Below are 24,874 nucleotides of genomic sequence, written 5' to 3'. Positions count from 1 at the left end.
ATTCAGATGAACCAAGTTTTCTTTTTTGCGCTTGTTTTGTTGGCCGTTGTGTTTGCCAACATCTTAAATCGCCATATTAAGTGGATTCCCCTACCATTCTTCCTCATCGGGTTGGGGATTCTTTTGGCGCTTGTACCGGATTATCGTAATTTCAATTTCGATCCCTCAGTGTTCTCCTTTGCCATCATCGCGCCACTATTGTTCAATGAAGGTCAAAATGCGTCGCGGTTCTGGATTGGAAAAACATTGGGCAACATTGTCTCGCTAGCGGTCGGGCTCATTCTAGTGACAGTCATTGTATTGGGTTTCAGCATTCATGCGCTCTTCCCACTCATTCCACTGTCGCTGGCCTTTGCCTTAGTCGCTGTTTTAACGCCGACGGATGCCTCGGCTGTGAATGCCATTAATGAAACTAATCCGTTGCCGGCCGATCAAATGCGCATTCTCAGTAATGAATCGCTTTTTAATGACGCCGCCGGTATCGTTGCCTTCACGCTGGCACTAGAGGCTTATGTTTCAGGGCAGTTCTCGATTGGCGTGGCTATCGGCGATTTCGCCTATGTCTTCTTCGGGGGTATGCTCGTCGGGGGCATTCTGGGCACCTTAATCGTTAGCTTCCGGTCACTTTTGATTCGCTGGAGTGACGACGAGCCAGTCATTATGGTGACGCTGCAACTGATTACGCCGTTACTCGTCTACTTTGCGGCGGAAGAACTCGGGCTGTCCGGGATTTTGGCTGTGGTGGCGGCTGGGTTGGCACAAGGGGTTGAGCGTGACCGTTTAGGCTTAGCGAGTGCCCGCATGCAGATTGTGACGACCAACGTTTGGGAAATGGTTTCTGGTATTCTGTCCGGCTTGGTGTTTGTTTTGTTAGGGGTGGAATTGCCGAATGTGATTGGCTTTGGCCTCACCGAACAGTTCTGGCAACTGCTCGCCATCGGGGTCTTCATCTACGTGGCTAAATTACTGATTCGTTGGCTATGGGCCCGTTACTTGTTGAGTGTTCCTGGTGGCAGTAAGAATTGGCGCAATAGCCTTGTGATTGCCCTCAGTGGGGCCAGCGGTACTATTACCCTGTCATTGGCCTTCTCGATTCCTGATGGTGTCACCGCCAATTTGCGCTCAACACTGATTTTTGTGGCGGCTGTCGTGATTATTATCAGTTTGGTCCTGCCACCTTTAGTCATGCCATGGTTGTTACCACAGAAAACCTCGCCGGCAAACAACCAGCATATTTGGGTGCGGCGGATGATTTCGGCGGGTATCGATGCTGTCCGGGGTGAAAAAGTCAATATTGCGGAAGCCCAGATCGTTGAAGATACGCTGACGCAACAATTAATTCTTGATGACACGCCGAACCGCAGACGCCAGGAAGAATATTTCAATCAAACAATTCAAGCTGAGAAGAAGGCCATTGCCGCTCTCCTGCAGCAAGGCACCATTACCAAAGACGAAGCACACTACTATAACGAGTTTATTGATCTGAATAATTTCACCGCTGACCAGCGGATTTGGAAGAATCTATGGCTGCGCATGCGGTTTACCCTGCATATGGGCTCGATGTATCACAGTGTAGCAGCCGCCCAAACGGCTTTTCTCACGACGCCGATTAATCTGGAACCCATCTTCTGGAAGCGGCAATTCAAAGCCCACAATGAGGATATCATCCCCATTGAGCAAGCAGGCTTTGATGCCGCTATGGCCAGTCTCAACTCCCTTGAAGCCAGCGACAACCGGCCTGAAATTAATAATGTGCGGCGGTTCTATCGTAACCGGCACCGGCGGATTCTAGCGGATTCTGTGGACGGTAATACCATGTATCAGCTATTTCTAACTGCGTTCCACGCAGAATTTACCATGGTCCAAACCGCATTAAATAAACAACAGATTAGCTCCAGCCTCGCCGAACGCCTCCAACAACGGATTACCTTCGACGAAATGACCTATCTGCAAAATCAAGATGCGTTCAAAATCTGAGCGTGAACACCCACAGTTAACAACTGAGCACTAGTTGGCTTTCGTTAATGGGCAGTTAAACCCATTGAGAAAGTCACTAGGCGGAAGTTGTTGTGGATGTGAGCGCGTTATGAGCGTGAACACCCACGGTTATGGCCGTGAAAAAGATTCAAAACAACAGCCCCTGGCTTAGATAAGGATGACTGCAATGCAGAGAAAACTCAGTGCGCGACACATGCAAATGATTGCCCTTGGCGGCACGATTGGCGTTGGCCTTTTTATGGGGGCGACTGCCACAATTAAATGGACCGGCCCGTCCGTGCTTTTTGCTTACATCATTGCCGGTGGGTTCTTATATCTCATCATGCGCGCCTTGGGTGAAATGCTGTATGTTGATCCTGACACGGGTTCGTTTGCCAAGTTTGCCTCAGAATATCTCCATCCCGTTTTCGGCTTTTTGACGGCTTGGAGCAATATTTTCCAATTCGTGGTCGTTGGGATGTCGGAGATGATTGCCATTGGAGAATATTTCCGCTTCTGGTGGCCAAACTTACCCGACTGGATTCCAGGGCTCGTCGCCATCACCTTCTTGGTTCTAGCCAACTTAATTTCAGTCAAAATGTTTGGCGAACTGGAATTCTGGTTTGCCCTCATCAAAGTGGTCACCATCGTCTTGATGATTGTGGCTGGGATTGGCCTGATTTTCTTCGGCTTTGGCAATCACGGCCAGGCAATTGGCTTGGCCAACTTATGGCAGCACGGTGGCTGGTTTCCGAATGGGTTGACGGGCTTCTTCTTTGCCCTCTCCATTGTTTTGGGTTCTTATCAAGGGGTGGAATTACTCGGAATTACCGCTGGTGAAGCTGAAAATCCGCGTCCAACCATTGTGAAAGCTGTCCAATCAACAGTCGGTCGCATTCTCATTTTCTATGTGGGCGCCATCTTTGTGATTGTGACGGTCTATCCGTGGGACCAACTGGCAGCGGTCGGTTCGCCTTTTGTCGAGACCTTCTCCAAAATTGGCATCACCTTCGCCGCCGGCTTAATTAACTTTGTGGTCGTCACCGCGGCCCTGTCCGGCGCCAACTCAGGGATCTATTCGGCCAGCCGTATGGTTTACACCTTAGCCAATGCCCACCAGTTACCAAAGGTCTTCACCAAATTGAATCGGCATGGCGTGCCGGTCTTTCCAGTGCTTGCCATTGGGACAGGGATCTTGCTTGGGGTGATCTTGAACGCACTGTTGCCAGTCTTCTTCCCGGCGGCAGGCAGCGTCTTTGTCCTCGTGTATAGTTCAAGCGTCTTGCCCGGTATGGTCCCCTGGGTCGTCATTCTCTTAAGTGAAATCAAATTCCGCCAGCAACATGCTAACGAGATGCTCGACCATCCATTCAAAATGCCATTCGCGCCATACTCAAACTATCTGACCTTGATCTTCTTGGGTATCACCTTAATCTTCATGGTGCTCAATCCCGAGACACGGATCTCGTTGCTTGTCGGCGTCATTTTCATCTTGTTAATCGTTGGGTTATATTTCTTCAAAAATCGCAAAGCAAACTAATTAAAGGAAAGCCGCACATGTGGCTTTCCTTTTTAAATGCTCATGAAACAACTCTAGACCAATTCGTCACCAGCTAAGAATGGTAAGTTATGCAATTATGACACTCGCATTTTGTGGCAGCGCCCACATAACACTTTTAGTCAGAAAGTCCGTGTACAAGCCAGCTTAGCCAAACATTCCATTGGAGCCGATAGTTCTCGGGGTGCCCTTTTCAGAAGTTTTAACTTGGTTTTCCTTAAACAATCTGATATTCTTCAGACTAAAAATTGTCAGCTTTGAATCTTGGTTATATTTATTATTTCAACGAATAGGTTATACTTATTTTAGAAAGAATTCTAAAAGCCAAAATTCACCTTAACTTTTTACCTAGGGAGGTAATTTGATGAAATCCCGCACTTTACTGCATCTGGCTAAACCTTTATTCATGCTTGTTGGTTTAATTGCTTTAACGGTGGCGCCGATTGCTAGTTCAATCTATACCACCACGATTAACGCCACGACCATCAGTGCCCGGGCCAGTGACACTGGCGCGTATGATCCAACAACGGGTTATGTCTTACAGATTCCCCGAGTCAATCCATTACGCGAAGGGGATACTCAGGTCACTGGGTCGCTTGACATCAGCGATATGCCTGCTGGAACCACCGCGACTGTCACGATGTCTATTCCGGGGCTCAATCCCGAAACGTCTACCGTCCAGGCAGATGGCAGTTTTAGTTTTGACGTTGCGGCGCTGACAGCGACAGCACCCGTTAGAATGGTTGCCAACACAACAGGTGCAGTTAGCCTGTCTGGCATTCCAATCACTTACCCCGTTTACGCTGCGGGGTCTGCCGACGACCCATTAACGCAGCTTGCTCTATCTACGCCGCACACTGACCCCCTAGTTCCTGGAGCAACCGAAATTACCGGCGGAATGGCTATTCCTGGTGATTTGCCTGCCAATAACTTCCTGTATATGGCCGCTACCTCTGCCACAGATTCGACCGCTACGTTCAGTGAAGCCTTGGTTGACCACGATACCGGTACTTTCACAGTCCCGATGAATGGGGTAACTGCAGCTGCCGGTGATGTGTATCTGTTAACCACTTTTGCGGCTAACCCAGACACAAATCTCCTCTATCCTGGTAAGACTATTGCAGTGCATGTGACTGACCCTTGGAACAATTACACCATTGCTCAACCGTCGCTGAATCCAATTTCTGCTGGAGATACGATGCTCAGCGGTCACTTTGACAATCAAACCAACGTGCCAGCCGGGACAACTTTTAGCGGTAGTGTCACTTTGCCGGGTGGCAGTTCAGTTCCATTCACAATTGGTGCAGACGGAAGCTTCAATATCACGCTACCAAAGGCTGCTCAACATGGTGATCAATTTACGGTACAAATTACCGCTACTAATAACGGTCGCACACAACAGGCTAGCGCCTCAGTCACGGCCCCAGCTCTGGAAAGCCCACTCGCAAATTATCAAGTGCCCGATCCACATATTGATGGCATTCTGAGTGGGCAAACCACGATGACCGGCAATGTGGACATCTCAACCGCACCAGCGGGTACCAACTTTACGGCGACAGTGACACTCCCTAATGGCAGCACACAGACCGTCCCTGTCGATGCCCAAGGACATTTCCAGTTACCAATTGACCCTGCTGTTACTGGCAATCAGTACACCGTCGTCGTCACAGCGGAAAACACTGGCCATACAGTCACCAGTAACTCAGCCAGCCGAACCGTGATGGCTAGTCATCCATTGGACAACTACACCGTTAGTCAACCAGTGCTCAACCCAATGACCTCAGGTGACACCAAAGTCACCGGGCACGTCGATATCTCGCAAGCCCCCGCCAATACAAGCTTCATGGCCACGCTGACGTTACCAAATGGTCGCACTCAGCAAGTGACTGTAAACGCCGATGGCTCGTTCACTTTCTCAATTCCAGCGGCGATGGCGGGCGACCAGTATAAAGTTGTTATCACAGCGCAAAATGAAGGGTTCCGGAAACAGAGTGAACCGGCAACTACGATCGTCACGGCAAAAGCCACTGAGCAACCAACTGGGAACAAGCCGGGTCACCAACCTGGCCAAGGCAACCAGAATTTACCAGCTACGAGTGATGCAAAGAGCATTGGCCTCGTACTTGCTGGAGTTGCAGTATTACTGGTTTCAGGTGGTATACTCATTCGCAAGCGTCGGGCCTAATTTGACGATAGCGAATTTAATATGCTATGCTAACCACAACATTTAAGGAAAGCGGTGAGTCGCCATTGAAGTAAACCAATTGTTAAATCTAAAAACTAATCTGCCAACACTGGCTTAGTTTCGTGATTTCTCAATTTGGTTGCATCAATGACGTCGTGTCCGCTCACGGCTATTTGAGGTCGACCTGGAGAAATCCGGGTCGGCCTTTTTGTTGGCATCGAAAGGATGTCTGCGTATGTCGACAATAACCGTTAAAAATCTTACCTTTGCCTATGATGGCCAGCTCCAGCCACTGTTTGATCAGGCCCAACTCAACCTTGATACCAGTTGGCACCTAGGACTCGTTGGCCGCAATGGCCGCGGAAAAACCACCCTATTCAAGCTATTACAGGAGCAGCTTCCTCATGTAGGTACCATCAGCGTGCCGGTGAGCTTGCAGTATTTCCCACAACCCGTTTCAGATCCCACTCAACTGACGCTCTATGTCGCCCAGGCCATCGCGCCGGTTGAACAATGGGAACTCGAGCGTGAGCTGTCACAACTCAACGTCGATTTAGACGTTTTATGGCGACCATTTATCGAGTTATCAGGTGGCGAACAGACAAAAGTCCTGCTGAGTCTGTTATTCCTTAATCAAGAAGATTTTGCCTTGATTGATGAGCCCACTAACCATCTCGATCAAAGTGGTCGGGCGATCGTCGCCGACTATCTCAACCATCAGTCCGGGTACATGGTGATTAGCCATGATCAGAACTTTTTGAATCAGGTGACCGATCATATTTTGGCCATCGAGAAACAGCGCCTGGCGCTATACGTCGGTAACTACAGTGTTTACACCACCGAAAAGGCCAACCAAGATGCCTTTGAAACCGCCAAAAACGACCATTTGAAGCGTGACATCAATCGTCTTGAAACGACGGCCAAAGAAAAGGCCAGTTGGTCGGCTTCCCGCGAAGGCGATAAATATGGGGACCGCCATGTCAAAGGTAGCGGTGGCATCCCCGATAAAGGCTTCATTGGCGCCCGCGCCGCGCGGGTCATGCAGAAAAAGAAAAATCTGGAACATCGGATGGATAAGGAAATCGCAGACAAAGCGCAATTGCTCAAAAATATTGAGACGATTGCGCCGCTGACGATGACACCAGCGCCTGTTCGCCATCCGCTGTTAACACAACTGGCCCATTTCAGTTTGCGCATTGATCAGCAGTTATTTGAGCCGATTGAACTCCAAGTGCGGCCCGGCGACCGCGTGGCCATCACCGGTGATAACGGTGTCGGCAAGTCCAGCCTGTTGCAGGCGCTGACTGGCCAATGGCCAAACACGAGCAGTGGCGAACTGATTAGGCCACAGTTGACCATAAGCCAGGTCCGACAACTTTACCCTGACAACACCGGCTTACTGGCTGATTTTGCGGAACGGCGCGGCCTCGACTATGCAGAGTTATTGAATAACTTGCGCAAACTCGGGGTGGCCCGCGACGTTTTCACCACGCCAATTGAACACATGTCGATGGGTCAACAAAAAAAGGTCGAGCTGGCCCAGTCACTCGTCACCCCAGCAGAACTTTACCTGTGGGATGAACCGCTGAACTACCTCGACACTTACAACCAAGACCAGCTGGTCACGCTACTCACTAGCGTCCAGCCGACCATCATTTTCATTGAACACGACCAACATTTTATCGATCAAGTCGCGACCAAAGTCATCCATCTCACCAAGCCCGCCTAACGCGACCGCCAGGCCCGAATTCCTTGGTAGCCAAAGTAAAGCAGCGCCAAACCGATAATCACCCGGGTGATAATGGCACTCACAGTGGGCAACCAAAAATCCAGCGCCAGCAAGCCCACAACCAAGACAACAAAAGCAGCAATCTTTTGGCCCACAGTCATTTGCATCCCGATGACCTCCTTTTGATAGCTGCATTATCTATCGTTGAAATTGGTTCGTCAATCCTTTCTACAAATGTTTGTTGACGTGACGCCGGCCACAGGATATTATCACCTCATCAAGATGAATTGGTTCGGGTTATTATTGGAGGCGATTTTGATGCCAAAAGTTGTTCGTACTCAGCTGCTTGACTACTTGGCTGGCGCTGCCATCACAGCAGTCTTACTGGGCCTGATGCTGCAATTCCACTGGGATCACAGTCTTTTTGTCGCTGTTTGGTTCCTCATCACCCCTTTTGTCACCTATTACCACCGCATCAGACCCTGGCGCCAGGCGCATCCCGTCGCCTTTTGGCTCACGTATGTCCTCGCTTTGGTAGCCGTGATTGGCTTCATCTACATGTCACTTAGGGTAAGTTAACCGCACTTTGGAGGTGTCAAACATGAAAACCAAGTGGCAACGTATCCGTTCGAACCCGAGGGACGCTATTCTGACAGGCATCAGCGGTTTGATTTGGGTCTGGGTCTTGTTGAAGTTTCCAATCCTTGCTTGGTCAATTTTTGGACTAGCGATTGCCGCTGGCCTGTTTGCTACCCTCACTCGTCATAAGTAGTCCTGCAAAGAAAAAGCGTGTTGCCATTTGGCAGCACGCTTTTTTAGATATAGTTATTTGTCTTCGCTACCGAGTGCTCGGCTCGCAAATGCGGCTAAAGCAGCCCCAACAAGTGGTGCCAAGATGTAAACCCATAGGTGACTCAAAGCTGTCCCACCAGCAAAGAGTGCTGGCCCAATGGAACGAGCAGGGTTCAGGGATCCGCCAGTTAAGTTCAAGGCCACAATAATTAAGAAAGCCAAAGTAACCCCAATTGTTAAGCCGGCGAAATTGCTGTTGCCATGCTTAGCGCTAGTCACATTGAGAATCACCATCAAGAATAAGCACGTAATGATGGTTTCAAACAAGAACGCAGAGCCAGCACCAATCTTGCTGAAATCAGTTTGGCCAAGCGAGGTTGTTGGTAATTCCAAGGCCCCAACAAAGAAGCGCACTACACCAGAAGCGACAATGGCCCCCAGGAGTTGAGCAATCACATACCCAACAAAGTCAGACATGCTCATTCGCTTGTTGATCAACATGGCAGTGGAAACTGCCGGATTGAAGTGGCCTCCGGAAATCCCGCCAAAAGCATACGCAGAGACCGTGATTGCCAGTCCAAACGCCAGCCCGATTGTTAAAGTATCCCCTTTAGCGAGCGTGACTGTGCCCGTCCCTAAGAAAACCAACATGAAAGTACCCATGAATTCTGCTAAATAATTGCGCATAATACCCTCCATTAAGTTAAAAGTTACACTTAATCATAGCACCTGAGGGATGGCTTTCATAGCTGGTTTTCATTGGTTGGCCGTCAGTTTTCGTAAACAGTCAGAAATGTCTGTCATGTCAATGAGACATGGCTATTTTTATATGGTTCCCGGCCTAGAAATGATCACAAATCGAAGCCCTTTCGGTGTTATTAAATTGTCATTCCGGCCAGGAAAACATCTGATTTTGAACGTGGAATCACAAGTTGACACACGGTTGTGATTTTCCTGACATTATTTAATCAGATTGATGTGGCGCTGTGATTGGCTTGCAATCTCCCTGCCCTATACTGAACCTCACCACAACGACAATCGTTCAATAAAGGAGAACCAATCATGAAATCACTGTTCAAAGTTAGCCTCGCCTCACTCGTGACCCTTTCGGCAACAATTTTATTACAGGCCGCACCCGTCGCCGCTGCTGAAACCGCCACGGTCACCTATGATAAAGGGGCAACCACAGTTTGGAGTTCACCATCCGTTGGTCAAAACGCTCAAAGCTACGTCCAAAAAGGTGACAGCGTCACAATCGATCAAACCAAAACCGTTTGGGGCACGACCTGGTACCAAATCTCTGAAGGAGGCTGGATTCCGGAAAACTACCTCTCTGTGGGCAAAACAACGACCCCGGCCACGCAACATGAGGGCCAAATTACGCTCAGTTACACGGGCGGTGCCATCACCAAGTGGGACAGCTTCAAGGCCCAATACGCTAAAGGCTATCTTGCCAGCGGCACGACCGTTGCGTATACGCAAAAAACAACTGCTACGGATGGCACCTGGTATGAATTAACTGATGGCAGCTGGGTGTCCGAACAATTCACGACTGCTGCATCTGCAACAACGGCGGCGCCATCAACGCAAACGCAGCCCGTGAGCCAATCCACCAAGCAAGCGCAATCCACCACATCAGCTGTGACCCAAAGGCCCGCAACAACGAAGCCCACCTATTCAACGAATAACGCTTATCCATGGGGCCAGTGCACTTACTACGTTAAATCTGTTGCACCTTGGGTCGGCAATTACTGGGGGAACGGGAACCAATGGGGCGCTTCAGCTGCTGCAGCAGGATTCCAAGTAGACAACCAACCGGCAGCCGGTGCCGTAATCAGTTTTGCAGCCGGTCAGATGATTGGCACCTGGCAGGCAGATGCCAGCTATGGTCACGTGGCCTATGTCCAAGCCTATAACGCCGCGACAAACACAGTCACCATCACACAAGGCGGAATGGGCTTTAGCAACCCAACCGGACCAAACACCCAAGTCTTAAACAACGCGAGCCAATTCACTTACATTCACGCCTAAAAAAACGCGCACCCCAATTGGGATGCGCGTTTTTGCGTGCCACTACTCTTCTTTTTCCTTGCGCCGTTGGGCCAAGCCAATCAGCGTGAGTGATAACAGCCCGACGACCCCTGCGAGGGTTAATTCTGATGCCGGATTATCCCCGGTTTGCGGGAAAGTTTTCTCAGTCGAACCGGAAGCTTTTTGGCTTACCTTGCCATCAGTCTCTGGAACGGCTAAACGTGTCGGTTGCTTTGGCAAAACTTTGCCCGATGATTTAACCACTGACACTGGTTTGTTTGACTTACCTGTTGTGACCTGAGGACCAGAATCGGCTGGTGTGTCTGGATCCACTGGCGTCGCCGGTTCAGTCGGCTTGCCAGGTATTTCCGGCTGAACCGGAATCACTGGTTTTACTGAAGTTACAACCGGAATTGGGACGTAGCTAATCACAATATCTATACCCGGAGTCTCAGGTGTGAGCACTGTGCCAGGTTGAATTGGTCGTAAGCGCCCTGGACGCGTTGGATCGGCCTGATATGGCATATACCCAGGCACACTTGGCACGACTACCGTACCCGGCTTTGTTGCATCGGTTGGATCCCCAGACAATGGAATCTTCTCCTTGAGTGGGAACCGCGGATCTGATGATGTTGGCACTAAGGCACCAAGCTTGTCGTAAATGACCGTCTGCTCAACATTCGAGCTACCGACAGTCAGGCCTGACACTGCCCCAATCTCGGCCTTATCGGCATAGTAGTCCACAATGACCGGCGTTTTAACGGCATCAAATGTGGTGTCATTATCCTTGGCTACCCAGGAGCCATAAGTTACAGCACCTGTGACAACATTGACTTGGCCATCCCGAGTAAAGGTGACACTGTCATGATGCGTTGGGCTGGCTTCGCCACCAGCTTTGTACTCATAGGTGATTGTCTCGGTGATGGTCTTGGATAAGTTTGAAAGACTAGAGTCGTCAGGCCACTTTGGCCCTGTTGGATTATCAGAATCTACTGGCGTGCCCGGTACTCCAGGGTTGGTCGGAGTGATGGTGACAAGCCGCGGTGTCAAGTGGACTTCAAAATCTTGATCCACATCTTCATCACGGTCAAAAGTCGCTTCGGCTGGCCAGCCATCTGACACAAGCTCATAACCTTTAGCCACATAAGCTGCAATCGTTTCAGCCGTTTGATAATCAATTGGCTCATTCGATACCCCTGTGAGTGGAACCGATTCTAAAATGGTCTTGATGGAGTCATCAATGTAATCCACCCTCGCTTTTTGCGGGCTCAAGACATAAAGAATAGGCGTGTCTGTGCCTGGATCTACTGGCATAATGAGGTCTCCCGCCTTGAGCGGCGCCCCTGGTTTGTTAGGGTCGTTAGGGTCTGGATAAAATGGTTGAAACCCTCTAATAGCAGGCACTTCTACTGTTCCTGGCTTAGTGGGGTCAGTCATGTCCCCGACATATGGTGTGTCGAAAGACGCCTTTGGACCATCACCTTGGAACGTTGGCACTAGAGAACCCAAACGGCGGTAAACGACCAATTCGTTTTTATTCGCAGTGGTGGGCGTGATATCTGACACCATAGGCACTTCTGCCCGGCTAGCATAGTAACCATCAATAAACGGTGTTTTGACGGCGGCAAAAGTTGTATCGCCGTTCTCCGCAACCCAGTCAGAATACGTCGGCTCTCCTGTGACCAAGTTAACGGTACCGGTGCGTGTGAACGTTACAGTTTCAACGTGATCTTGTAGGGCCTGCCTGCGCTGTCCAAAACGGTAACTGACCGTTTGAGTGACGGTATGGGTTAAATCATTCGCTTCGGTCCCATTTGGCCAAAGTGGGCCTTCAGGTTGATCCGTAAACACCGGTTGCCCCGGCGTGCCTGGTTTGTCAGGTGTGATGGCGATGACTCGTTGCAACAGGTGCACCTCAAAAGTTTGAGTTTTACTATCGTCCGCATCAAAAATCTTTCCAGCAGGGAAATCATCTGACACCAGTTGATAGCCCTTCACTTGATAGGCGTGAATCTGCGCTGATGTTTGATACTGAATCGGTTGGAAAGACTTCCCGAACACTTCATCCTGGCTTAATGTCTTTCCCGTCGTATCATCGATATACTCAATCACCGCCGCCTGAGCATTGGGCGTATAGACGACATGGATGTCTTCCCCGGGCTTAGGCGGTGTAATCGTACTTTTTGGCGAAATCGGCGTCGCTAAATCAGGAAAATGCGGGGTATAACCCGGGACATCTGGAACGGCAATTGGGAGAACGGCCGTTGGATTCAGTGGGTCATTTGAGAAACTCACTTTGGCTGCGCCAGGGAATTTATCGTCTTGAGAAGTCGTCACCAGCGCTCCGAGCGGCCGATAGGTCACAACAGCCTCAACGTTTTGGCTATCAGCTGTCAGGCCATTCACTGCTGGAATTTCAGCTTGATCAGCGTAATAACTCGTAATGACAGGTGTTGGCACGGCCGCAAACGTCGGCTGACCTTGTTCCACCGTCCAATCTTGATAGTCAATTCCCCCGGAAACCAAATTCACGCTGCCCGTCCTAATGAATGTCACCTGAGCTTCTTTGGCGTCCCCGGCTTTAGTGCCATCGGCAAATTGATACCGTACTGTCTCCTTCACAGTCCTTCTGAAGTCAGCTTGACTAGCACCTGCTGGCCACTTCGGTCCGGCAGGCAACGTTGGATCAATTGGGTGTCCGGGTACCACTGGCGTACCGGGTAGAATTTGCACGGTGCGGCTTTTCAGGTGGACGACAAAACTCTGGTCGACTCCGGTGTTCGTATCAAACTTCGTACCCGGCGCAAAACCGTCACTGATGACCTCATACCCTTGATTCAAATAGCCATTGATCCGCGAGGCCGTCTGATAATCAATCGGCGCACCGGATGTGCCAGTCACGTCATCGTGCGCCAATTCGGCCTGAGCGGTATCGTCATAATAGCTAATCGTCGCCTTCTGCGAATTAGGAACGTAAAACAGGGTAATGTTAGCGCCAGGGGTTGCCGGTGTAATCACACTGCCCTGCGCGACTGGCCGCCCAAGTTGGCTTGGATCAGTTAAGTTAGCAAAATACGTCCTGTACCCAGCGACCACAGGCACTGCCATAGTCTCTGCTTTCGTTGGATCGGTGGCATTATTCGCAAAACGAATTGGTGTGGTGGTTGGAAAATACGGATCTGTTGAGGTGGGCACAAGCTGGCCGAGTGGGCGATACGTGACCACCGTTTTACTATTGTTGCTCGAGGCAGTCACACCGGAGACAGCCGCCACAGTATTCTGATCAGCATAATATCCAGGCACCACCGGCACTGCCACAGCAGGAAAACTATTTTGGGCGGCGTTCCAATCTGAATAGGTTGTCTTGTTGCCGACTAAATCCACGGTCCCAGTTCGGTTGAAAGTTATCTTGGCGGTCTGGGAAGGCGCAACTGGTGTACCATCCTCAGTAGCAAAATCAACTGTCCGGGTGACTGTTTTTGTCAGTGAGGCCGCATCAGACCCATCTGGCAACTTGAAACCCTCCGGTTTAGCAGGATCAACTGGTGTCCCCGGCACTCCTGGGTTGTCAGATGTCACCGAGACTGTGGCATGGTCATAGTAAAAAATGACCATTGTCGCTTTTTTATTTTCAAGAAACAAATTTAAATTGCCCGGATCTTTATAGGTACTATTCAATTTACCGCCGGTGGTGTTGGTCTGCTGCGTCTTGCCAGTCGAATAGTCCACAACTAGGCCCAACTCATTTTGCCAAACCTCGGCGCGATTGAACTGGTAACCTGGAATTGTCTGATACGACTTACCGACGGGTACTTCCGTGTCAGTGTCCAACCCTTTCCCTAAAACATCTGTGCTTGTCCCAGGGATTGCAGCATTGGTTTGCGTGTCAAAATATTGAGCTTTGATCACTTGCGGGATGCTCTCGCCCCGAATAATCCCGCCATAGACAGCTAAATCCTTACCCGTGGTGACCTTACCATCAGCATTTGTGAGTGGAATGGGGTTTCCTGCCGAATCGACTTTAAAACCAGTACCAAGACCCAAAAATTTGAAATTATCTGTGATTGGGCTCCCAGGCTCCGTGCCGGGCACGGCTTTTAAATTGAGCTTTACAGACACTCCCGATCCCGCCGAGCCGCCCGTAACCTCAAGACTGGTGTACTGCGTATAAACAGAAATAATTTGCCGTGAGACTTCATAGATTTTGCCATCACGTGAGTCTTGAAGATACAGATAACGGCCGCTGTCTTGATTCGTTCGCACCGTCTTGGTCAATGTATCGTCACCGTAACTTGTGGACAGCCCTTGCAAAGTGTCGACTTTAAGGCTGGCACTCTTGATACTTAATGCTGGTTTTGTATCGTCTACCAGAGGGGTGGTTGTGTTGTTGTTGTAATAAACCGTATATGGCTTGCCATTAATCATTAGTTGTTTGGTTTGCGTATACGTCGCAATGTCACCCAGAAGTGGTAATGCCATATCAACCCCTGACATGCCAAAACTAACCTTCGTATCCCCACCTTGGACAACGGTTTCGCCACCGCCGCTGAGTATCGTGTACGTTCCGTCGGCATTCTTCGTATAGGCTTCACTCGTGCTCCAGATTGGATGGTAAATAAACCCACCTTGCTTCTGCCAATTCGACCAGTCGATTTTTGGCGTTGTCGGAACTGAGGCTGGGGTCGGATCGCTCAAAGCCTTCCCGGTACGTGCGGCATCCACTGGCGACTGAGTTGCTGGTGCTGCCGCTGGTTCAACCTTAGCCTGTGTTGCCACGGCATTCACTGAGGCCGGTTGACTGATTGGTGTTTGGTCGGTTGTTGGCGCAACGTCCGTTTTTGGATTGGCAGCGACTGCTTGATCTGGTGCAGTGGCCGCGTCAAGGACAATGTCTGGTGCCTGGTCTGCAGTCCCAGTGGTTGTTACTGGTGGCTCGCTTGACGTTGTCGCATTCACTGTCTCAGCAGCGTGAACGCTTGGTGACTGGACCAATTGGGTCGTCGCCAATCCAAATGCGGCCGCAAAGAGCCCCATGATGGCCCAATACTTCCCACGTTTATACATCTTATAATGAACGCGCTGTTCTATTGTTGCTTTTCTCATACTCATTCCTCCATCGATAAAGGTGAAGTTGCCATCTTTATTCCGCCGCAAGATAGCCATACCAGTTGCAGCATAGAGAAGATTGTGCCCGAAATCATCAGAGAAATGTACTTTTAGCATGCGAAAAAATTGTAGAGAGAGAGCCGTGGCCGTGGAATCAAGTATCCGTTGTCACCACAATATTCTTAATATTAATAATTTTTGGGGAAATCTCGAAAACAGTTCACATTCCGCTAAACTTTGATTTCAAAATTCAGAATTGGTAGACAAACAAATAGAGCAACAATACCTTGTGTGACCGGGTATCGTTGCTCTTTGAGATAAAAAGGCTCCATCATTTAAATCAGTACGGAGTATTTGGTGAATGTTTGCCCGTCAGGCACCAAAAAACTGAACCTCGGGGAAAAATTTGCCGCTTGGACGTTCTTTGTGTCCGTCGAAAAATGTAGTGTCAAAGCAAATGTCTTCTTTTGATTAAAAATGTCACTCGACCGCACTCGGGAACCATCAGCATTACTCATATAATCTAAGCTGCTGCGACTGACGTACGGAATATTTAGCCACATATTCTCGATGAAGCTGCGGTTGCCCTTAATCAATGAATAACTAGCTGGGCCGGTCTGTGTCAACGATAATGACACATCGACATTGGTCACTGATCCATGCGTGGCCTTTGCGATTTGCAAAACTTCAAACTGAACGTTGTGCGCAGAAATCTGCTTTTGCTTTGGAACGATGACCTCGCGCACTGGGTCAACTACGCCCTGATTGACTGCCGTATATCGCCAAAAGAAAGCCACAAGAATCACGGCAATCGCGCCTAACCAGATACTATATCGCTTCACTGACCACACCCGCTTTCACATTGAACCGCCTATCGGCAATTTTTTCAACGAAATCTCGATCATGAGACGCAATCACGAAAGTGCTCCCGCCATCCTGGACGCTTTGAATCAGACTTACTAGCCGATCGATACTCGCCTCATCCAGCGCGTTAGTCGGTTCATCAAGCACAATTAACGGATTCGACCCCAATAGTGCTTGCGCGATGCCCAACTTTTGCTTCATCCCTAAGGAAAACTTCTTAACTTTCTGATTGCCAACTTGTCCCAAGTCAAAAGAGACCAGTAAATCCGTAATCATCATGGTGTCAATCCCAGATTGTAAGGCCGCGAGCAACGCCAAATTCTGTTGAGCAGTCAAATCATTGATCACACTAGGATTTTCGATGAGAATACCCGCCCGGATTGGGTATTTGAGTTTAGGCTGGACACTTCCCCCCGCGACAGTAATCTGCCCATCCGTCTTAATCAGACCGAGCATTGCTTTGAGCATCAATGTCTTCCCGGAACCATTAATGCCCTCTAATGCGATAATCTGGTGCTCCTCAATGGATAGCGAAACATCCTGAAGCAGTTGGTGTCCTTTGATAACCTTTGACACATTATGCATCTCGATAAAGCTCATTTTTATCCCCCTTCAATCTTTGACTGATGCTCGACAATCAAGATAATAGTGCAAAAAATCACATCCATGACCGCCACAAAAAACAGATGTGAGTCATTTAACGCGCTTTGTTGTTGCAACAACATCGCCATGGCCAAAGGATTCCAATTCCAAGAACTGTATGCTGAAATAACTAACAGGCTGCTGATGACCACTAAGTCCAATCTTGGATTCAAAAGACTAACCAGGTACTGTATCATCAGCAAAAAAATCAGCACAGCAACGACTAGCCAATACCACCCCATGTAGCCATTTGGCGATAAGCCACTCGGATCGTGGCCGTGAAAGCCCCACTGAGAGAGAAATATTGCTGCCAATATTAGCCCAGAATACGCGACCGCCGCTGCCAGAATAAGGCCAAAATTCACTAACCCTATCTGTACTCTGGTGTACATCAAAGCCCGCAGCATTGGCCACCGATGTTGTAAAAGGCTGGACCACACCCCGACGAAAATCAGCGTCGGCGTCAAGAAAAACACGAACCACAAAATCGGCAATTGAACGTGTCCTTGCGCGATGTCAGTGAGGCTGGTGCCGGCAAAGAATAACGTGAAGACGCCACTGCGCGGGTTGGTGGCTACTTGTTGCCCCATAAAAACGGCCGTCGAAGCAACTAGTCCAAGACCAACAATAAATCGCCGGCGAATAAGCTGCCAAAGATACCACCATTGCGCGATAAATAAACTTCGCATTTAATATTCCTTTCGATTGTTGAAATAAATCACAGCAACCATAACGGCCACCAAACCACTCGCGATCAGCATCCAAACTGACAAAGTTGCCATAGGTGTCCTAATTTGGACGAAAGAAAAAATCAGTGACTTCCGAAAGCTGACATTGCAATAAAAATCAAAAAATTCAACCGTTAAGGCGACCCAAAACCCGAGGAATCGCCCAAAGACGATAGTGCCAAGGACGGCAATCAAACCTAGTAAGCACCCCGCCAGTAAGACGGTCCCCATTCCCAGCATTACCTCCGGCTGCAAGAGCAGACTAAATCCTTCACCTGCCAGCAAACACGCCATAAATGTCCCAGCGAACCAGCCTCCGAATAGGACAACCTGACTCAAAAGCACAATCAAAGCACTCTGAACCACTTGCCCATCGCGCGTCCGCAAAAGCAAAATGTCGTTCAATCGAAATTTCAATAACGTTAGAACCGCCATTATGGTGGCCGGAAAATAAGCCAGACTCAGTGTGACGCGATTGAAAATACTGGCAAATTGCAATGCCAGACTTGACGTATCGGATGTCATCATCACTACCGCTGACAATCCAACCAGCCACACGCAGACCAAAAAAGGCAATAACTGCAATAGCTGATGTTTCATCAACTGCCGTTCCTGTCGCCAGACTTTACCAAACAACTCGTTTTCCTCCCAAGTGGACCATGCTGACGATGATCAAGACCATCGCTAACGTCACACTGCCGGTGACCGGTAAACTGATGAAGCTATTCGCGGTCTCTTTCAAGAAATCCATCGGCACGTATGAGACCTGATTAGGCAACCGAAGAATGGTATTAGCGACTAACAAGATAATGTGCAAAAAGAAGCCCATCGCCAAAACAAGAAATTGATTATTAATCCAAAAAGCTGTAATCGTAGCAAAAGCCGCAAACAGGCCAGCCCAAAGACTCGCAAAAGTCAAAGACAATACCGCATGTAATAAAGGATGTTGATAATATAACGTCACAAACAGTGTATTTTGACTCATCACTGCCACGTTAGCATTTAGTAAGTTGTCTGGGCGAATATTTGGTAAGACCATAAAGTAAGTGGCAAGATTCACAATTAGTGCAACCCCAACGACTAAGGCACCACTAATGAAAGCGGCCCAAACATAACCCCAGAGCGTACTTGTAAGATTACGACGCATCTTGACTTGCCCAATCAGACCACTCGTTAAATCCCGATGCAAAACGCTCCCTGCTGGCAGTGCAGCGATAAGCGGAAGCAGAATAAAAAATAGTAACGCACTAAAGTTGAATGGATCCATGCCAAGCCATCTCGTGTACGGTGACTCAAAGAAAAGATTGCGGCTCAACAACTGTCCGTCTAACGATTGTGCGATTTGAATCATACTTAGGCCAATGCCTAAAAACAGGCCTAACCAAACTGATCGTTTCTGAATCCTGATGCGAAAATATGCCCACACATTGATACCCTCCTTCTGTACACAACAAGCCCTACCAAGATGCGGGAACTGGTACTGGTACAGCTTGCACGCCGAGTGACCAGATAACAGTTGCTATCCGGAGCGTATCATTCGATGGTATTTAACGTCAACAAAATCTATTCACAAATCCTTAAAAGCAGAGAACTGTTTATACATTTTCTACATAAAGAAAATTTTAATGATAAAAATTAAGTAATTTGATATTTAAGTATTCGTAAACTACTATATTGAAGGCATCCCAGTCATTCACGCCGCAAACGCCTGGCTAGTTAGGGTATACGCATACCGTTCTGCAAGGCCTTTTCCTTGTCGAATCAAGCGTTTTCGCCTATTGTTTAGTTACAATATTGATGGCGCTTGGAGGGATAAATTATGGAAAAGAAAACCTCGAGTTGGCAAATCATCGCCGTCCTGGGTCTCTTCTCATTATTGAGTGGGTTATCAGGATCCAGTACGAACCTCGCCTTACCGAAGATTTCATTAGATTTGGGTATTAGTAACAGTGCATCCACGTGGATTGTCCAAGTGGGACTCATCACGACCGCAATTTTCTTAGTGATGTTTGGACATATTGGGGACTTGGTGTCCAAAAACCTCGTCTTCCTCATGGGGGGCTTAGCTTTCATTGTCGGATCTGGGATTACCGGGATTGCCCCAACGTATCCAATTATCCTGTTTGGCCGGATTGTGCAAGCGATTGGATCGGCCATGATTCTGGCCAATTCAATGGGGATTGTCAGTCAGTATGTGCCGAATACCTCGCGGGCTGAAGCGCTGTCGATTATTTCGATGTTCGTCTCCGTGGGGTCGATTTCAGGGCCTGCGGTCGGCGGGATTGTCATCACTGAAGTCTCTTGGCGGTGGATTTTCCTGTTCAACGTGCCTGTCGGGCTCTTGATTCTGCTCTTTGGCTGGCACACGCTACCCCTACCAAAACGGCAACCCGGCGAATTGAAACAAATTATGCAACAAGCCAATTGGACGGGCCAAAATCTCTTTACCATTGGGATTATTTTGTTCTTCCTGAGTGGTTACTTCATTCAACAAGGGACAAGCCAATTACCTTTAGGCTTGGTCATCTTGTTGGTTGGGACCGCGATTACCGTCTTCTCATTCATTCAAGATGATCGGTCCAAGCAACCGTGGATTGACCGCTCCGTGTTGCGGAATCGGCGCTACATGATTTCAGTCGGCATCTTAATGTTAGCGATGTTGGTCAATTCAATTTCAAACATTCTGTTACCTTTCTATCTGCAAAGCTATGGCAAAATGTCGGCCTTTGACAGTGGGCTGTTAATGATGCTGCAATCTGTGACGATGCTGTTTGTCAGTCCAATCTCAGGCTATCTCGCTGACCACTGGAATCGCACCATTCTCACCATTGGTGGCTTGATTATTTTGGTCGTCTCACAAGTTGGGTACGCCCTCTATCCACCGACCATGAACTTATTCCAAATCATTTGGCCGATTGTGCTCAACGGGATTGGGATTGGCTTCTTCTTGTCACCAAACAACGCGATTATCATGGATTCTGTTCCTCAGAGTTTAGGCGGTGTTGCCGGGTCACTAAGTTCTTTTGCCCGGACGCTGGGCTTAACGATTGGGATTAGTGTTGGATCATCACTCCTGTTCTTGCAGCTACCTGATGTGAAGCAGATTACCCCACAATTGGGCAGTCGCTTCATGAGCGCCTTTAGCAACCTGTTCTGGGTTGCGACAGCGATTTCGGTCCTATCACTGATTATTGTGGTTTGGCGTTACTACGACGGCAAAAAGCACCCAGCTCCAGCGGTTGCTGCCGCTCCTGTCTCAAAACCAGCTAACAAGTAATTCGCATTTGAGACTGATTTGTGCCAAAACGGGTTAACCCACTTACCAGCACGTTAAAAAGGCCGATTCCTGGCCATTACATTGACCCATCTAGTCGCCGTCGCTATGCTTGAGCTACTTTTGAGAAAGCGAGGGCAGGCCATGAAAAAGCATCCCCAAGTATTCTTTATTGCGAGTCTCTTCGCGCTGATCATCGGGACCATTCTCGTCCTATTGGCGGTGTTTGGCCCGCTTGATTGGCCGCCGATACTGCGCAATAGTTTATCCTCGGCTGGCCTCATCTTCGACCTGAGCGCGTTTGGCGTGATGTGGCGACTCGATATGCTATAAACCAAAAAAATCCTCGACAATTGTCGAGGATTTTTTTATACCAAGCGTTTGCGAATGGCCCCGGAGACATAATCGACCAGGGTGACCATCAGGATAATCCCGAGCAGGATAATCCCGACCCGATTCCACGCCCGTGCTGAAATGGCAAAGATTAATGGCGTCCCAATCCCACCAGCACCAATGATCCCGAGAATCGATGCGGACCGAATCGCGAGTTCAAACCGGTACAAGGTATTGGAAACAAATTCAGGGAGCAGTTGCGGGAAACTTGCCAACATCGTGACATCCAAACGATTCCCACCAGCGGCGGTCACCGACTCGCCCGCACCGCCATCCATGTTTTCAATGGCTTCGGAGAACAGCTTCGCCAGCATCCCCACCGAATGCACCCCAACGGCCAAGACCCCAGCAAAAGCACCCGGACCGACAGCTTTAATAAACATCAGCGCCAGCACAATTTCAGGGAACGTCCGAATCGCAGTCAGAATAATCTTACCTGAACGCGACACGAGCCAGTTTTTGTGCTTGGTGTTTGCCGCCCAAAAAGCAAACGGCAAACTGATAATGGCCGAAATAAACGTCCCAATAAAGGCAATCGCAATCGTCTGCAGCAAGGTGCTGACCAAGTCTTCGCCATCGCCGGTCCATACATAACCCCAATCCGGATGGATGAGCCCAGAAAACATCGCGCCCGCCACTTCAACCGCATTGTCTTTAATCTGCAACAGCGGCATGCCAGTGAAGGACCAGCCAATCACGAGAATGAGCGCGATCCAGAGGACCCATTTTCTCAGGCGACCCGCTCGCGGCGCGTCTGGTAAGGTAGAAGTTTTCATCAGATTAACGCCTCCCGTAGTTTGCCGCTGACATAATCAATCACTAACACCACCACAAAAATCACTAACACCATCAAGCCGACCCGGTCGTAGCGGAATTGGCTGAGGGCCCGCTGTAAGAAGACCCCAATCCCACCAGCGCCAAGGTACCCGAGGACGGTGGACGCCCGGACGTTAATTTCAAAGGCGTACAGCACGTAACTGACGAAGTAATTGGAGACTTGCGGAATCACAGCAAAGCGAATGATTTCCAGTTTCCCAGCCCCTGCCGCTTTAATTGCTTCGATGGGGCCTTCGTCAATGGTTTCAACGGCCTCATAGAATAACTTGCCGACCATCCCGAAAGTGAAAATGGCCAAGGTAATCACCCCAGCAACCGGCCCAATCCCAACAATCGCAACAAAAATAGCCGCTAACAACAGATCAGGAATGGTCCGAATGACATTGAGAATAAACCGGAAAATCCCCACAACCCATCTGTTGGTGACAATGTTGCGCGCCACCAACAGCGCATATGGAAAAGCCAGCACGGAACCAATTGTGGTCCCCAAAATCGCCATTTTAATCGTTTCAATTAACGGATCAACCACATAGGCCGTGTATGACCAATCGGGTGACAGCATCTGCTGAAAAATAATCGTAAACTGACCGAAGTTTTGGAAGAACATTGGCAGATTCGTCCCCGTGGCTTGGGCTGAGATAATGAGACCCACCACCATTACCACGCCGAGGACCCATTTTTGCCATGCGAAAGGTTTCTTTGGTAGTTCAGCCATTGGCTTCCTCCCCACCGGAATAGATAGCACTGATGGTTGCTTCATCAGCTGAGGCAACTGGCCCGTCGAAGACTTTCTCGCCATCGCGAATTCCGATAATGCGTGTGCCATAGGTCTGAGCGAGTTCAACCGAATGCAAATTGATGAGCACGGTAATGCCCAATTCCTGATTGATGCGCTTCAAATCATCCATCACGTGTTTGGTTGTTTGCGGATCGAGACTGGCAACAGGTTCGTCAGCCAGAATAATTTTGGGTTCTTGGGTCAATGCCCGGGCGATGGAAACCCGCTGCTGCTGACCACCAGACAATTCGTCAGCGCGGGCATAGACCTTATCAGCCAATTCGACCTGCTGGAGGGCATTATAAGCTCGCTGTTTATCACCCTTAGAGAATAACCCAAAGACCATCTTCCAAGTCGGATAATAGCCCACCCGCCCAGTGAGAACATTTTTTAAAACAGTGGCGCGCTTTACGAGGTTGAAGTTTTGGAAAATCATGCCGATATTCCGCCGGATTTCGAGTAACTGTTTGCCCTTGGCCTGCGTAATCGACTGGCCGTCAATCTGAATATCACCAGCAGTAATATCGTGCAGCCGATTGACTGCTCGCATTAAGGTACTTTTGCCGGCACCTGATAACCCGACAACGACGACGAATTCACCAGGCATAATTTCAAGATTAATATCCTTTAAGCCCTTCGCGCCGTTGGGGTAAGTTTTACTGACATTGTCGAACTTAATCACTGGTTTTGCTTGCAAAGAGAGATCCTCCTGTTGTGTGTTATCCAAATTCTACCCTGTGCATACGAAAAGGGCTAGGTAAATTGCCTAGCCCCAAAAGTTGCCTGATTTAACGGTGCTTAGTTACTGCCGACAATTTTTTGATACTTACGCACGATATCGAAGTTGCTGTCCTTAGATGGCTTGTAGCCTTCGTGGCTATAAACGCTAGAGATGATGGCATGGCCTTCCTTGCTCTTAGCAACCTTGATGAAGGCTGCTGATAACTTCTTCCGGAAAGCGTCTGACATATCAGAACGAACAGAGATGGTATCGTTTGGAATTGGCTGGGTAAAGTAAATTGGTTCAACCTTGCTCATGATATCAGGAACATCCTTCTTCACAAGGTTCCGTGCATCTTCAAAGACGAATGCCGCATCAGTGTCACCGTTTAATACAGACAACACGCCTTGATCATGACCCTTCACTTCTGTCAGGGTAGCATCCTTTTCAAGATCAATGCCTTTTTCTTTCAATTCAGCCATTGGCCAGATGTAACCCGCTGAACTAGTCACACCTTGAACGGCAATCTTCTTACCCTTTAAGTCCTTATAAGACTTAATTTTACTACCGGCTTTGACAACAATCATGGAACGGTACGTGTCAGTCAACTGATCGGAATTCTTCCCACCAGGTTGCACAATCTTGTAGCGTTCCGCTTGGAGTAATACGTCGGCCGCTTTTTGCTTATGGGCCATCACGTAGCCATCAGGTGGCAGGAAGCCAACATCAACTTGCTTACTCGACATTGCTTCGACGATGGAGTTGTAATCGGTCGAAACCGTCACTTTAACGGGAATCTTAAGTTCTTTTTCCAACAGCGCAGCTAAAGGCTTGGCCTTGGCTTCAATGGTGTTGGCTTGTGATGATGGCACAAATTGGACATTCAGACTCTTAGGGGTGTAGTTATCACTGGCACTGCTACTACTACTTGCAGACTTGCTGGACCCACACGCAACCAGGGTGAGCGCAAGTGCGACTCCCACGGCTACGGCGCTAACCGACTTCCATAACTTCATTATGAAACCTCCAAAAAGTTTTTTACAACACCCTTAGTGTACACAAAAGGCGATAGATATACCACATATTTTTGTAAATGTTCGGTAAACAACTCGAAAACACGAATATTCGCGTTTTGCTCATTATAATGTTTGTTAAATTTAGTGCAATCTCCACTTTAGCCCAAATTTTACCCACAAAAAAACCAGCTAGGTCTTTGACCTAACTGGTAAATTTGCGTGGCAGCTTCCTATCCTCGCAGG

At 48.9% G+C, this 24,874-nt stretch carries 20 protein-coding genes and 1 pseudogene; 9 read left to right on the top strand and 12 right to left on the bottom strand.

Annotation, left to right across the window (positions count from 1 at the left end; translation table 11 throughout):
- The first annotated feature begins 6 nt into the window (after positions 1-6).
- From FC34_RS04275 to abc-f, 4 genes are all read left to right on the top strand, one after another.
- Complete coding sequence (locus FC34_RS04275; protein ID WP_057894169.1) at positions 7-1,977, top strand: cation:proton antiporter; 1,971 nt, start codon at positions 7-9, stop codon at positions 1,975-1,977.
- A 187-nt stretch (positions 1,978-2,164) separates the two neighbouring features.
- Positions 2,165-3,517 (top strand): amino acid permease, encoded by a 1,353-nt coding sequence (locus FC34_RS04270; RefSeq protein ID WP_057894168.1) that lies wholly within the window; start codon positions 2,165-2,167, stop codon positions 3,515-3,517.
- 382 nt (positions 3,518-3,899) lie between these two features.
- Positions 3,900-5,720, top strand: a complete 1,821-nt coding sequence (locus FC34_RS04265) for an LPXTG cell wall anchor domain-containing protein (RefSeq protein ID WP_057894167.1) — start codon at positions 3,900-3,902, stop codon at positions 5,718-5,720.
- A 235-nt stretch (positions 5,721-5,955) separates the two neighbouring features.
- Positions 5,956-7,449 carry a ribosomal protection-like ABC-F family protein gene (gene abc-f, locus FC34_RS04260; RefSeq protein WP_057894166.1) on the top strand — a complete coding sequence of 498 codons (1,494 nt, stop codon included), beginning with the start codon at positions 5,956-5,958 and terminating at the stop codon, positions 7,447-7,449.
- Here abc-f and FC34_RS09645 read toward each other — a convergent pair.
- The gene (locus tag FC34_RS09645) at positions 7,446-7,616 is read right to left on the bottom strand and encodes a hypothetical protein (protein WP_157052236.1); all 171 of its coding nucleotides are present in this window, start codon (positions 7,614-7,616) and stop codon (positions 7,446-7,448) included. The genes abc-f and FC34_RS09645 overlap by 4 nt on opposite strands.
- 151 nt (positions 7,617-7,767) lie before the next feature.
- Here FC34_RS09645 and FC34_RS04255 point away from each other — a divergent pair, with 151 nt between their 5' ends.
- Complete coding sequence (locus FC34_RS04255) at positions 7,768-8,028, top strand: hypothetical protein (RefSeq protein WP_057894165.1); 261 nt, start codon at positions 7,768-7,770, stop codon at positions 8,026-8,028.
- Between the two features lie 22 nt (positions 8,029-8,050).
- Positions 8,051-8,221, top strand: coding sequence for a hypothetical protein (locus tag FC34_RS09640; RefSeq protein ID WP_157052235.1), 171 nt, complete (start codon positions 8,051-8,053; stop codon positions 8,219-8,221).
- 53 nt (positions 8,222-8,274) lie between these two features.
- On the opposite strand, the gene FC34_RS04250 is transcribed toward FC34_RS09640, so the two are convergent.
- A complete protein-coding gene (locus FC34_RS04250) occupies positions 8,275-8,928 on the bottom strand; it encodes an MIP/aquaporin family protein (RefSeq protein ID WP_057894164.1) in 654 nt (217 codons plus the stop codon).
- Between the two features lie 996 nt (positions 8,929-9,924).
- Here FC34_RS04250 and FC34_RS09790 point away from each other — a divergent pair.
- Positions 9,925-10,272 (top strand): annotated as a pseudogene (locus FC34_RS09790) (CHAP domain-containing protein); the annotation flags it as partial.
- 42 nt (positions 10,273-10,314) lie between these two features.
- Here FC34_RS09790 and FC34_RS04240 read toward each other — a convergent pair.
- The 6 genes from FC34_RS04240 to FC34_RS04215 form a co-directional block, all read right to left on the bottom strand.
- A complete protein-coding gene (locus FC34_RS04240) occupies positions 10,315-15,375 on the bottom strand; it encodes a mucin-binding protein (protein ID WP_057894162.1) in 5,061 nt (1,686 codons plus the stop codon).
- A gap of 338 nt (positions 15,376-15,713) precedes the next feature.
- On the bottom strand, positions 15,714-16,220 hold the full coding sequence (locus tag FC34_RS04235; RefSeq protein ID WP_057894161.1) for a hypothetical protein: 507 nt from the start codon (positions 16,218-16,220) through the stop codon (positions 15,714-15,716).
- Positions 16,207-16,842, bottom strand: coding sequence for an ATP-binding cassette domain-containing protein (locus tag FC34_RS04230; RefSeq protein ID WP_057894160.1), 636 nt, complete (start codon positions 16,840-16,842; stop codon positions 16,207-16,209). The genes FC34_RS04235 and FC34_RS04230 overlap by 14 nt, the downstream gene beginning before the upstream one ends.
- Before the next feature lie 2 nt (positions 16,843-16,844).
- Complete coding sequence (locus FC34_RS04225) at positions 16,845-17,573, bottom strand: hypothetical protein (protein ID WP_057894159.1); 729 nt, start codon at positions 17,571-17,573, stop codon at positions 16,845-16,847.
- Positions 17,574-18,248, bottom strand: a complete 675-nt coding sequence (locus FC34_RS04220; RefSeq protein WP_057894158.1) for a hypothetical protein — start codon at positions 18,246-18,248, stop codon at positions 17,574-17,576. It lies immediately after the preceding gene.
- Positions 18,238-19,038 (bottom strand): hypothetical protein, encoded by an 801-nt coding sequence (locus tag FC34_RS04215; protein ID WP_057894157.1) that lies wholly within the window; start codon positions 19,036-19,038, stop codon positions 18,238-18,240. The genes FC34_RS04220 and FC34_RS04215 overlap by 11 nt, the downstream gene beginning before the upstream one ends.
- A gap of 393 nt (positions 19,039-19,431) precedes the next feature.
- Between FC34_RS04215 and FC34_RS04210 the strand changes: the two genes are divergently transcribed.
- Positions 19,432-20,889: an MFS transporter gene (locus tag FC34_RS04210; protein WP_057894156.1), complete on the top strand. Its 1,458-nt coding sequence runs from the start codon at positions 19,432-19,434 to the stop codon at positions 20,887-20,889.
- 141 nt (positions 20,890-21,030) lie between these two features.
- A complete protein-coding gene (locus FC34_RS04205) occupies positions 21,031-21,219 on the top strand; it encodes a hypothetical protein (RefSeq protein WP_057894155.1) in 189 nt (62 codons plus the stop codon).
- Positions 21,220-21,254: 35 nt separating this feature from the next.
- Here FC34_RS04205 and phnE (FC34_RS04200) read toward each other — a convergent pair whose 3' ends face one another.
- From phnE (FC34_RS04200) to phnD, 4 genes are all read right to left on the bottom strand, one after another.
- Complete coding sequence (gene phnE / locus FC34_RS04200) at positions 21,255-22,055, bottom strand: phosphonate ABC transporter, permease protein PhnE (RefSeq protein WP_057894154.1); 801 nt, start codon at positions 22,053-22,055, stop codon at positions 21,255-21,257.
- A complete protein-coding gene (gene phnE, locus FC34_RS04195) occupies positions 22,055-22,831 on the bottom strand; it encodes a phosphonate ABC transporter, permease protein PhnE (RefSeq protein WP_057894153.1) in 777 nt (258 codons plus the stop codon). The genes phnE (FC34_RS04200) and phnE (FC34_RS04195) overlap by 1 nt, the downstream gene beginning before the upstream one ends.
- On the bottom strand, positions 22,824-23,591 hold the full coding sequence (gene phnC / locus FC34_RS04190) for a phosphonate ABC transporter ATP-binding protein (protein ID WP_057894152.1): 768 nt from the start codon (positions 23,589-23,591) through the stop codon (positions 22,824-22,826). The genes phnE (FC34_RS04195) and phnC overlap by 8 nt, the downstream gene beginning before the upstream one ends.
- A gap of 101 nt (positions 23,592-23,692) precedes the next feature.
- The gene (phnD, locus tag FC34_RS04185) at positions 23,693-24,631 is read right to left on the bottom strand and encodes a phosphate/phosphite/phosphonate ABC transporter substrate-binding protein (RefSeq protein ID WP_057894151.1); all 939 of its coding nucleotides are present in this window, start codon (positions 24,629-24,631) and stop codon (positions 23,693-23,695) included.
- Positions 24,632-24,874: the final 243 nt, after the last annotated feature.

It is taken from the genome of Lacticaseibacillus brantae DSM 23927, from assembly GCF_001436115.1.
GTDB classification, from domain to species: Bacteria; Bacillota; Bacilli; order Lactobacillales; family Lactobacillaceae; genus Lacticaseibacillus; species Lacticaseibacillus brantae.
Note: the sequence above shows the minus strand (reverse complement) of the source record. Positions and strands in the feature narration are given on the sequence as shown.

Coding starts and splice junctions, on each gene's coding strand:
- FC34_RS09645 (WP_157052236.1), bottom strand. CDS start 7,616: ATGCAAATGACTGTGGGCCAAAAGATTGCTGCTTTTGTTGTCTTGGTT.
- FC34_RS04265 (WP_057894167.1), top strand. CDS start 3,900: ATGAAATCCCGCACTTTACTGCATCTGGCTAAACCTTTATTCATGCTT.
- FC34_RS04250 (WP_057894164.1), bottom strand. CDS start 8,928: ATGCGCAATTATTTAGCAGAATTCATGGGTACTTTCATGTTGGTTTTC.
- FC34_RS04225 (WP_057894159.1), bottom strand. CDS start 17,573: ATGCGAAGTTTATTTATCGCGCAATGGTGGTATCTTTGGCAGCTTATT.
- FC34_RS09640 (WP_157052235.1), top strand. CDS start 8,051: ATGAAAACCAAGTGGCAACGTATCCGTTCGAACCCGAGGGACGCTATT.
- FC34_RS04210 (WP_057894156.1), top strand. CDS start 19,432: ATGGAAAAGAAAACCTCGAGTTGGCAAATCATCGCCGTCCTGGGTCTC.
- abc-f (WP_057894166.1), top strand. CDS start 5,956: ATGTCGACAATAACCGTTAAAAATCTTACCTTTGCCTATGATGGCCAG.
- phnD (WP_057894151.1), bottom strand. CDS start 24,631: ATGAAGTTATGGAAGTCGGTTAGCGCCGTAGCCGTGGGAGTCGCACTT.
- FC34_RS04240 (WP_057894162.1), bottom strand. CDS start 15,375: ATGAGAAAAGCAACAATAGAACAGCGCGTTCATTATAAGATGTATAAA.
- FC34_RS04270 (WP_057894168.1), top strand. CDS start 2,165: ATGCAGAGAAAACTCAGTGCGCGACACATGCAAATGATTGCCCTTGGC.
- FC34_RS04255 (WP_057894165.1), top strand. CDS start 7,768: ATGCCAAAAGTTGTTCGTACTCAGCTGCTTGACTACTTGGCTGGCGCT.
- FC34_RS04230 (WP_057894160.1), bottom strand. CDS start 16,842: ATGAGCTTTATCGAGATGCATAATGTGTCAAAGGTTATCAAAGGACAC.
- FC34_RS04205 (WP_057894155.1), top strand. CDS start 21,031: ATGAAAAAGCATCCCCAAGTATTCTTTATTGCGAGTCTCTTCGCGCTG.
- phnE (WP_057894153.1), bottom strand. CDS start 22,831: ATGGCTGAACTACCAAAGAAACCTTTCGCATGGCAAAAATGGGTCCTC.
- phnE (WP_057894154.1), bottom strand. CDS start 22,055: ATGAAAACTTCTACCTTACCAGACGCGCCGCGAGCGGGTCGCCTGAGA.
- FC34_RS04275 (WP_057894169.1), top strand. CDS start 7: ATGAACCAAGTTTTCTTTTTTGCGCTTGTTTTGTTGGCCGTTGTGTTT.